The organism is Mesorhizobium delmotii, assembly GCF_900149755.1.
Taxonomy (GTDB): Bacteria; Pseudomonadota; Alphaproteobacteria; order Rhizobiales; family Rhizobiaceae; genus Mesorhizobium; species Mesorhizobium delmotii.
On the sequence record NZ_FUIG01000028.1, the window covers coordinates 55,298 to 64,464 of the forward strand.

The window sequence follows — 9,167 nt, forward strand, 5'->3', positions numbered from 1 at the left end:
CAGTTGGGGGAACTACATGCTCAAGAGGGGAACGGCATGACAATCCACGATACCGCAGCAGGCGTTCGATCCGCCAGTTTCGCCGGGCGGATGCGCTGGCTCGCTATCGCGACGGTTGGCGTCTTGCTGGCGTTTTTGTTCACACTTACCGACACGATGGCACAGGACATGTCGCCATTGCCGAGCAGGCCAACGGTCGACCTGCCGGTCGGGCAAGGACGCCTGCTGCGCTTCAATGAACCCGTCGAATCCGTCCTGATCGCGGACACCACGATCGCGGACCTTCAGGTCGTGTCGCCGGGAATGGTCTATGTCTTCGGCCTAAAGCCCGGCCTGACCAACCTCATTGCAATCACAGCCGATGAGCGGGTCGAGGCAACGGCCCAGTTCCGCGTCACCCCCGATGTCACTCCTGCCAACGAAGCGAAAGACGCAATGCAGCCGAACTCGGCGACAAATCTCTCCATTTTCGGAACCCGCATTGTTGCGACCGGCGAGGCACGAGGCGTCGAAGAGGCAACGGATGTCGACAACATCGCCCGTACGTTCTCGCCGCCGGATCAGCCGCCGCTGAACGACATGACCGTGCAGGGGTCGCAGCAGGTCAACATCCGGGTCCGCTTCGCCGAAGTCTCACGCACTGAACTGCAGTCGTACGGCGTCGATTGGTCTGTCGGGTACAGGAGCGGCGGTTTCGAATTCAACATGTTCCAGGACAATGGTGTGCCCTCCGGCACCGGTAATTTCGGTTTGAACATGGACCAGACGCATGGCATCAACTTCGACATTCTCATCGAAGCGCTGCAACGCAACGGCATCGTCAAGATACTGGCCGAACCGAACCTGACGGCGATGACCGGTCAGACCGCAAGCTTTCTTGCCGGCGGCGAAATTCCGGTTCCGATTCCGCAAGGAACTGACGTCGTTACCGTTCAATACAAGCCCTTCGGCGTTTCCCTCGGGTTCACCCCTACGCTGATCGGCCGCAATCGTATTGCGCTCCATGTCCAGCCGGAAGTCAGTTCCTTGTCGGAAGCAGGCTCAGTAAGCGCCAATGGCTTCGCCATGCCGAGTTTCGTCGTGCGCAGGGCCGACACCACGGTCGAAGTGGCGAGCGGCCAGACCTTTGCGATCGCCGGTCTTTTCCAGCAGCGGACCTCGCGTAATCTGGAAAAGTTTCCGGTTCTCGGCGATGTGCCGGTCCTTGGCCCGCTTTTCCAGTCACAGCGTTTCCAGCGCGAAGAGACGGAACTGGTGATCCTGATCACGCCTTATCTGGTCGAGCCGGTGCGCGACAGTCTCGCCACGCCGCTCGATCGTCCGGCAGCCAAGCGGCACAGGAAGCGCGCCAATGACGCATCGGCGATGGGCCTGATCATCAAGTAGTGGGGAACGGAACATGACATTTCGCATCGCTTTGTGCTGTGTTCTTCCAGTGCTGCTTCTGGCCGGCTGCGCGAACAGCCCGCAACAGTCGCAGGACTATTCTCCCGGCTACAGCTATGTTTCGACCGACACCGGCGGCTCAGAGAAGGGCGTCAGCGGCTCCGTCCTTGCTCCCAATGCATGTCTGAACGAACCGGCCGATGACGACCGTTCTGCCGCTGCGACCGATCTGACGATCGTCTCCGGCGTCGGCTCCCACCTGCCGTCCGGTTGCGCCAACGCCTACAACCTTCAACGCATGGCCGAAAGCCAGCGTGACCTCGTCGAGGGCCGGCGCATGGGGGCGGCGGCGGCCGCACCGACTGCAAATGCCGCCCGGCGCTACCTCAATGGCGAAGAGGCTCCCATGGGTGGAGCCAATAGCGGGCCGCTGACGCCGCAAACAACGCTCCCGGTCGAGTGAGCCGATGCGGCCTTGCCCGCGGTGCACTACTTTATCCGGTTGTTTTGGCGTCGGGCTCGACCCAAATCGGCTTCGCGCGTTCCGGTTCGGTGCGCTAGCCGACGATAGAGCCGAGCGCTTTCGCCCTGGCCTGTGTGCTGCCCTTCGACCGGATGGTTCTGGCACGCGCAAGCAAGGTATTCACCTCCTTTGTCGCCAGGCCGATCGGCGGCGAGGCCCTGACCTGATCGGCCTGGCCAAGAAGTCCGTAGACCACCACGACGTTGCGCTTGTGATGCAACTGCGCATTGGGTGCGGCGGAGATCTTCTGGACCAGCGGGAGTGCTGTGGTGGAATTGCCTTCGAGCGCCGCGGCCAACGCCATGTTGCTCTCGACGTCGAGATCCCCCGGCGCAAGTTTCAACGCCTGAGCAAAAGTGGTCTGCGCCTCCCCCGTCTGACCGGCGAATGTCTGCGCCACGCCCAACCGATTGTAGGCGCTGCTAGTATTGACCAGCGGCGCGGCCTGCGCGAGCGCGCGCATGCCGGCATCGATATCGCCCGTTTCCATCATCGCCGAGCCAAGCCCGAGTATTGCCCCTCCGTCATTGGGCGCTTTTGCGAGCGCGGCCTGATAGGCTCTAGCCGCCTCGGCGGGATAGCCGGCTCGCATATAGGCCTCGCCCGCCTTGACGAAGGCGCTCGGCTTGGCATCAGGCATCGCTGCCGCGCGCTGGTAGAGCGCGATTGCGGTGCCACTGTCTCCCTGCGCATGTATATCGTCCGCAAGCTTGATCAGACGCTCCGATTGCGACGACGGGCCTTGCGCCTTTGCCTGCTCGGTGTCGGTTTTGGTCGTCTGACAACCGGCCGCCGCCAGCATGGCGACGACGGGCAAGAACACGACGTGCAGCCGCATATCCACCTCTCCGTATTCAAGCCCGCCGCACCTTACACACGGCCTTGGCCGACTGGAACCACAACAGTGCGATAAGATTGCAACATGGCCGAAGAAGCTGAGGAAAAGAAACTACCGGCGTCCGACAAGAAGCTTCGCGACGCTCGCCGGAAAGGCCAGGTTTCGCAAAGCCGCGACCTGGGCTCCGGCTTCACGCTTTTCGCAGCGCTTGGCTATCTTTATTTTGCCTGGCCGATGCTCGTCGAGCACCTTTCGGAACTCGTGCAGACCGTGACCGCCCCGGGCGATTCGTTCGTTGAAGTCAGCCTGCTGGCCATCCGCCATTCGTTGTCATTGCTGATGCTTGCCACATTACCGCTCGTCGGAATCGTTGTCGTTCTCGCCGTGGCCTTCGGCATGCTGGGAACGTTCGGGCCGGTCTTCTCGTTTGAGCCGCTCAAGCCGCAATTCGATCACATAAACCCGGCGAAGGGTCTTCAGAAGATCCTGTCGCTGCGGAACGTCATCGAGTTCACCAAAGGCCTGGCCAAGGTGGTATTGCTGGCCAGCCTCTTCGCATTCATTTTGATCGCGTGGCTGCAGCCGCTCTTCGATGCTCCAGGATGCGCTCCGTCATGCCTGGAGCCGATCATCAAGGCGGTGCTGACACCACTTGGAATTGCCGCCGCCCTGGCCTTTGTCGTCATCGGCGTGATCGATGTTCCTATTCAGCGCTGGCTGTTCGTGCGCGACATGCGCATGACGACAACTGAATACAAGCGCGAACACAAGGACCTCGAAGGCGATCCGTTGATTCGGCATGAACAGCAGCGACAGCGGCGTGAGGCCGTGATGCAACCTGCGAAGCTGGGCGTGAAAAACGCGGTCATCGTCTTCGTGGCTGGTGACCGCGCAGTGGCATTGCGTTACGTCAAGGGTGAAACGCCAGTGCCGACGGTCGTCGGCAAGGGCCAGGGCCGAGCGGCCGACGAGATGATGGCTCAAGCAGGCCAGGCAGGTATTCCCGTGGTCGAGGATGCGGCCGTCGCCAGCCCACTCTTCGAAAATACGAACACCGGAGCTTACATCGGTCAGGAAATGTTCTCACCGGTCGTACGCCATCTTGTCCGGCTCGGGCTCGCTTGAGGCATGCTCGAACCGACCTTGCCGCAATGCCTGAGCAGGGCGGCAAGGTCAGCAGCGACCTATTTGGCTGGACCCAAAAGGACGTGGAGATCGACCGCGTCCGCCATCGCCTTGTATCCAGCGTCGTTGGGATGGAGGTTATCGCCGCAGTCGTAGTCGTCGCGCAGGTATCCAGGCTTGGCCGCGTCTTCCATCACCTTGTCGAAGTCGATCACGCCATCGAAGCCACCGCCGGTGCGGATCCATTCGTTCACAGCGACGCGTATCTTTTCCTTTTCGGGTGTGTAGTAACCCTCGGTAGGAAGCCCTTTGAAGGTGTCGGCGAAAGGAGTCAACGTCGCGCCGACAATGCGTACGCCATGGGCATGCGCGCGGTCGATGAGCTGTTTGTATCCGGTGATAATCTCTTCGGCGGTCGGTTCCTTGTCGTCCGGCGTAATTGCATTTTCGCCGGGCCAGCCGATATCGTTGATGCCCATCATTACGACGACGGTCGAGACTTTGGGATGGCTCAGGATATCAGAATCGAAACGTGCCAGAGCATTGACACCCATACCGTCGGTCAACACCCGATTGCCCGAAAAAGCTTCGTTAATCACCGCGACCTTGCGGTTGGCCTCCTGCAATCGCCTGGCGATATGGTCTGGCCAGCGATTGTTGGCGTCGGGGGTCGAGCAATTCCCATCTGTGATGGAATCGCCGAAAAACACGACCGCCTGCGATTCCGGCGCGGCGTCAACCCATACATCGCTCAGAAAAAGGCGTGAATTGAGCGTGCTGTCAGCCTTGAACGCCGCGTCGTTTGTGAAATTGCCCGGGCCGGAAATGTAGGCGGTCTGCACACCATCCCAATGCACCGACGACAGCGCCGTCTTCTTCGGCAGGAAGACGCTGACCGAGAGTTCGGAAAGCGCTTCTGCCGGGAGGGCGACGGGGTCGCTGAGGATCGGGGCTCCCGGCGGAACGACCACAGAACTCTTGCCGCCCCAGGTCAGGGGCTTCAGCGTCGCCTGATCGATCTCGCCGTCCTTGCCTGCTATTGCTACGCTGCCGGCGCCGATGGTCAGCGGCTTGGCGCCAAAGGCATTCGACAGCACGACCCGGACGCTATTGCCGCCAACACTGATGCGGGCAACTTGGCGGACGGTCTGGTTCTCCAGCACCTCCGGCACTCCGAAAGGCGCAGGAAGATCATCCGACCAGCGCGGAGCAGGTGTGGCAGCCCAGGTGGTGATCCAGGCTCCCCTTTCGGCGCTTTGTGCACCGAAACCAGCGATGGCGGAACCGGCCGCCACAGCCGCACATATCAGGATAGTCTGACGCAGACGCCGTTTCCTCCCTGCTGCGGGAGAAAGCGCCGATGAAACCTTATCCGTACAAACCAATGGCCTGTTGAGCCGCATTTTTATCTCCTCCTCGAGACATGCTGGTACTGCCGCCGCCGGCCTCATTATGACGGGCTGCCTAGGGAATGAAATTCAACTTCCGTGGCAATTTTGGACCAGCGTCAGGGGCAAGGATTGCGAGCGTGGAAACTGGTGCCGCCTTATGGCCAAAACTCGCGTGCTGAAACGTCCGCTGCGCCCTCTCCGGATTCACTGGCGGACATCGATTCTGGGCCCCAGTGTCTGGGTCATGAGCCGCCGCACAACCTTGCCGTCTGCGACATCCAGGCAGACGGTATCGACCAGATATCGATACGCCACCATGTCGCGAGGCTCCAACGCCTCAAAAGCGCGGTGCAGGAATGGCATGGAATAATGATGGTGGGGGTAGAGGTTGTAATCAACCGGAATAGCCGAGTTCGCCAAGTCCGCGGCGCGACTGTGCTGCCCAAGAATAAACAGCGCCGGGCGGGTCGCATCGTAGTCAGGCGGCGTGATTGGCAGTTCGACTGGATAGGCGCACTCTTTGGTAAGCTTCATGACCTCATAGTTGGACGAGGCAACTTCCGAAGACTTTGGCTTCACCTGCCTTATCCCGATCTGGCCCCAAGCTGAGGTCGGAACGTGGCCGGATTCATGACGATATTCCTGATAGCCGAAGTGACGGCCATAGAGCAGATAGGAGGCGTCGCGGAAAAAGCTCGGTGCGACCCGCACCCAGTCACCTTCTTTCGTCAGCGCCTCGAAATGTGCTTGCCGGATTTGCCTTGAATCGTACCAGCCGAGCCGCGCGTTATAAAAGACCGCGTGACCGAATATGGTGACAACAATCCCGGTTACGACGGCAATTGTAGAAAACGATTTTTCCTTCATTCTCGTCAGAGCCGCAAGGATCAGACCGTTCAAGATGATCCAGTGCAGAAAAAGAGCGCCGCTCAGAAGGAATATCCCGATATGCATGAGATCGAAGAACGCGGTCAGGCCGATGAGCCATCGCCGGCGCAAAAACGCGAGAAAGCATAGAAGCTGCGCAGCAAGGATAACGACATTCATTGGAATCTGGACCGCCCTGACTGCTTCATAAGCAAGAGCGAGCAGGGATTCGGAAAAGCCCAACGGGGCCGCGCCTAACCCGTACCCAGCCAGCATGATGGAACTGGTCGGGTTCTCCAGGATCCAGCTCATCGGCCCTCCGTCAAGCGTGACCTTCGCCATCCCGGACATGAAGTAGTTGCCAAAATGGGCGCCGATCCCGGCAAGCAGCAGTATGCCGGCAGCTTGGGCCGCGAAATCCCTGGTTCCGAGTTCGTTGAGGCTGGGCAGGTTCCTGGTGACGAGCTTCAGCCGGCTCAAACTCTGCAGCAGGCTAAGGGCCAACAGGCCACAGGCCAGGAAGAGACCGGTCTCAATCAACGGCGCATAGTCGTTGCGGCCCAGTTCCTCAGCACCGGAAACTGCCCGTGTGACATCCTTGTGGAAGGCGAAATAGATCATCGGGAAAATGGCGAAGGATGGCCGCAGGATCGAAAAACAGGCCGCCGCTAGCGCGATCAGGCGAGAATAGATGAGTACATTGCCCAACGCGTCGGCGCGAGCTGCGTCGGCGATGCCGAGTTCGTCTCCAAGCCCGAAGCTGAAGAGGCCCAGCGTTATCGCCAGGCCGACGACGATAATTCGCGCAGCCCGCGCCTCGGCGGGATAGCGCACGAATGCAAAAAGGCAGCAAAGTAGAGCCAACCCGATGGCGCTTACCGTGGCGAGGGCAGGATCGTGCCACGCCACGCGGGATGCTGCCTTCTCGTACAACAGGATCGGAACGACCCCGCACAGGAACGGGAAAAAAAGAAAGGCTGCAAGGACATAACGCTCAACGGGTGAACGCTCGATGCCGACTGACGGCCAACGCCGGGCGCTGCCCGCTCCGATGCTCATACCATGCTTCTCCCGTCTTCCGGAATTTTCGCCTCACCTATTCGGATTTCGGTGCTCACCTTTCCGGTGACGGGATGAGCCCTCACGCGGCCGCACATTGCGGTCGGGATATTGCTGCACTGCAACAGGATGCGTACTACAACCTAAACGCACAGGCAACGACGAAAGTTCAAGATGCCCTGGCTCAATGCGCGCGCGCAATTCCACCAATTATCGATAAATGCCCGCGTTAATTTGCCGATCTCTCCTAATTTGGGTCCAATAACAGCAACAGGGATCGTCCAGCCCGCATCCGTGCCCGGTGTCGCGCCAGGGTATTGCAGGCTCAAAAAAATGTTGCACAACTACCCAAAGTAGTGGCAAATATTATGTTGCAGTGCCCAAGAGTGCGATGCAACATTTGAATTTGTCTCGCTGACCTGCAGGAAACCGATCGAATCGGCGTCAGGTGCAGGTATCAGTGGCTGCAGAGGCCATAAACAATGGTACTCGATATCCGAGGCAAACAGGTCGCCGACGAGCATTATGATATCGTCGTGATCGGCGCTGGCTTCGATTCAGCGTTTTTCCTGCAGCAGCTCGTCGGACGGAGGAAAGCTCGCGTTCCCGTCATCGAATGGGGGCGCCACCACACGCATGATTGGCAGCTCGAACGCGGCGCAAACAGCAATATCCGAGACGAGGACACCTACTCCGGAAGACCGTGGAATTACACGATCGGCCTGGTCGGCGGAACCAACTGCGGGTTCGGGCAGGCGCCGCCATTCCATACTAACGACTTCAGGCTGAAAGGCCTCTGCGGCATCGGTCTCGACTGGCCGATCAGCTATGACGATCTCGAGCCTTTCTGCTGCGCGGCCTAGGCGGTGATGCCCGCGAGAAGCCTTGCCAGGTGGAGAAAATACTATGACGGTGTTCTATGATAGCAGCCGTCCAGACGCTTTCGCCGGCGGTGCCGGTTCGGACGCAGTCACTTACGGCGCTTCGTCCAGTGGAGTCATCGCCGATTTGGCTTCCGGTCATGCTTACAAGTTGCTGTCGATACTGCCGCTGGGCGATTCCATTACATATGGAGTGATCGCGAGCTCTTCCGATACCGAAAGCGGCGGATATCGGAAGTTTATGCTGGAACAGTTGGGCGCACTCAATGTGAAGATCGACTTCGTCGGTTCCTCGTCCAACGGCCCCGCCACCATGGGCGATCGGGATCACGAAGGCCATCGCAACTGGACGCTCAATCAACTGAACGACATCGACAACGATGTTGTGGCAGCTACGAAACCCGACGCCGTGCTGCTGATCGCCGGAACAAATGACAGCTCGACCGATAGCGTGCCAACGATGTTGCAGGATCTGCGCACGCTTTTGCTCAGCCTGACCTCCAGCGATCCCGCCTTGACCGTCTTCGTCGGATCCTTGCCTCCCGTTCGCGTCGGCCAACAGTCACAAGCGCGTGCAGACCGTGTCGATGCCTACAACGATGCAATGCCCGGCCTGATCTCTGAACTGGCCGCCCAAGGGCATAAGGTCATCTTTGTCGACATGCGTGATCTGACGCCAGATGACATCACAGCACCGCCGCTTGACAGCGGACTGCATCCGACTGCCGATGGCTATGCGAAAATCGCCGCGCACTGGATAGATGCCCTGGAACAACACTTCGGTCTGGACGGGACCGGCATCGGAAGCGACCGCGATACCTTCACCAGCATTGAAAATCTTACAGGGTCTTCCTTTGCCGACCAAGTCGGCGGAAGCGAGGGAGCCAACGTGCTGGATGGGCTGGCGGGCGATGATTTGCTGGAGGGCCGCGGCGGCTCCGACCAGCTCATCGGCGGGGTCGGCGCCGACACGCTTGTCGGCGGCACGGGTAACGACGTCTACTACGTCGATAACGCCGGTGACAAAACCATCGAGGCGATCAATGGCGGCATTGACGAGACGCATGCCTATACAAACTGGACCCTGGCCGACAACG

8 protein-coding genes are annotated in these 9,167 nt (G+C 59.8%); 5 read left to right on the top strand and 3 right to left on the bottom strand.

Going from position 1 to position 9,167, the window contains the following annotated elements:
* The first annotated feature begins 36 nt into the window (after positions 1–36).
* Positions 37–1,386 carry a type II and III secretion system protein family protein gene (locus BQ8482_RS18775; RefSeq protein ID WP_123149005.1) on the top strand — a complete coding sequence of 450 codons (1,350 nt, stop codon included), beginning with the start codon at positions 37–39 and terminating at the stop codon, positions 1,384–1,386.
* 13 nt (positions 1,387–1,399) lie between these two features.
* On the top strand, positions 1,400–1,849 hold the full coding sequence (locus tag BQ8482_RS18780) for a hypothetical protein (RefSeq protein ID WP_123149006.1): 450 nt from the start codon (positions 1,400–1,402) through the stop codon (positions 1,847–1,849).
* Between the two features lie 94 nt (positions 1,850–1,943).
* Here the strand turns inward: BQ8482_RS18780 and BQ8482_RS18785 are convergent, their stop codons facing one another.
* Positions 1,944–2,747: a tetratricopeptide repeat protein gene (locus tag BQ8482_RS18785; protein WP_123149007.1), complete on the bottom strand. Its 804-nt coding sequence runs from the start codon at positions 2,745–2,747 to the stop codon at positions 1,944–1,946.
* A gap of 84 nt (positions 2,748–2,831) precedes the next feature.
* Between BQ8482_RS18785 and BQ8482_RS18790 the strand changes: the two genes are divergently transcribed.
* Positions 2,832–3,872, top strand: a complete 1,041-nt coding sequence (locus tag BQ8482_RS18790) for an EscU/YscU/HrcU family type III secretion system export apparatus switch protein (protein ID WP_123149008.1) — start codon at positions 2,832–2,834, stop codon at positions 3,870–3,872.
* A 59-nt stretch (positions 3,873–3,931) separates the two neighbouring features.
* Here BQ8482_RS18790 and BQ8482_RS18795 read toward each other — a convergent pair whose 3' ends face one another.
* Together BQ8482_RS18795 and BQ8482_RS18800 are read right to left on the bottom strand one after the other, a co-directional pair.
* Positions 3,932–5,275: an SGNH/GDSL hydrolase family protein gene (locus BQ8482_RS18795; RefSeq protein ID WP_123149018.1), complete on the bottom strand. Its 1,344-nt coding sequence runs from the start codon at positions 5,273–5,275 to the stop codon at positions 3,932–3,934.
* Between the two features lie 192 nt (positions 5,276–5,467).
* Positions 5,468–7,189: a hypothetical protein gene (locus tag BQ8482_RS18800; protein WP_123149009.1), complete on the bottom strand. Its 1,722-nt coding sequence runs from the start codon at positions 7,187–7,189 to the stop codon at positions 5,468–5,470.
* Between the two features lie 482 nt (positions 7,190–7,671).
* Between BQ8482_RS18800 and BQ8482_RS18805 the strand changes: the two genes are divergently transcribed.
* Together BQ8482_RS18805 and BQ8482_RS39355 are read left to right on the top strand one after the other, a co-directional pair.
* Positions 7,672–8,052, top strand: a complete 381-nt coding sequence (locus BQ8482_RS18805) for a hypothetical protein (protein ID WP_123149010.1) — start codon at positions 7,672–7,674, stop codon at positions 8,050–8,052.
* 43 nt (positions 8,053–8,095) lie between these two features.
* On the top strand, positions 8,096–9,167 hold a 1,072-nt coding region (locus BQ8482_RS39355), incomplete at its 3' end, for a GDSL-type esterase/lipase family protein (RefSeq protein ID WP_244602869.1).

Excerpts from the sequence above, each read along its gene's own strand:
- BQ8482_RS18775 (WP_123149005.1), top strand. The coding sequence starts at position 37 with ATGACAATCCACGATACCGCAGCAGGCGTTCGATCCGCCAGTTTCGCC.
- BQ8482_RS18780 (WP_123149006.1), top strand. The coding sequence starts at position 1,400 with ATGACATTTCGCATCGCTTTGTGCTGTGTTCTTCCAGTGCTGCTTCTG.
- BQ8482_RS18785 (WP_123149007.1), bottom strand. The coding sequence starts at position 2,747 with ATGCGGCTGCACGTCGTGTTCTTGCCCGTCGTCGCCATGCTGGCGGCG.
- BQ8482_RS18790 (WP_123149008.1), top strand. The coding sequence starts at position 2,832 with ATGGCCGAAGAAGCTGAGGAAAAGAAACTACCGGCGTCCGACAAGAAG.
- BQ8482_RS18795 (WP_123149018.1), bottom strand. The coding sequence starts at position 5,275 with ATGCGGCTCAACAGGCCATTGGTTTGTACGGATAAGGTTTCATCGGCG.
- BQ8482_RS18800 (WP_123149009.1), bottom strand. The coding sequence starts at position 7,189 with ATGAGCATCGGAGCGGGCAGCGCCCGGCGTTGGCCGTCAGTCGGCATC.
- BQ8482_RS18805 (WP_123149010.1), top strand. The coding sequence starts at position 7,672 with ATGGTACTCGATATCCGAGGCAAACAGGTCGCCGACGAGCATTATGAT.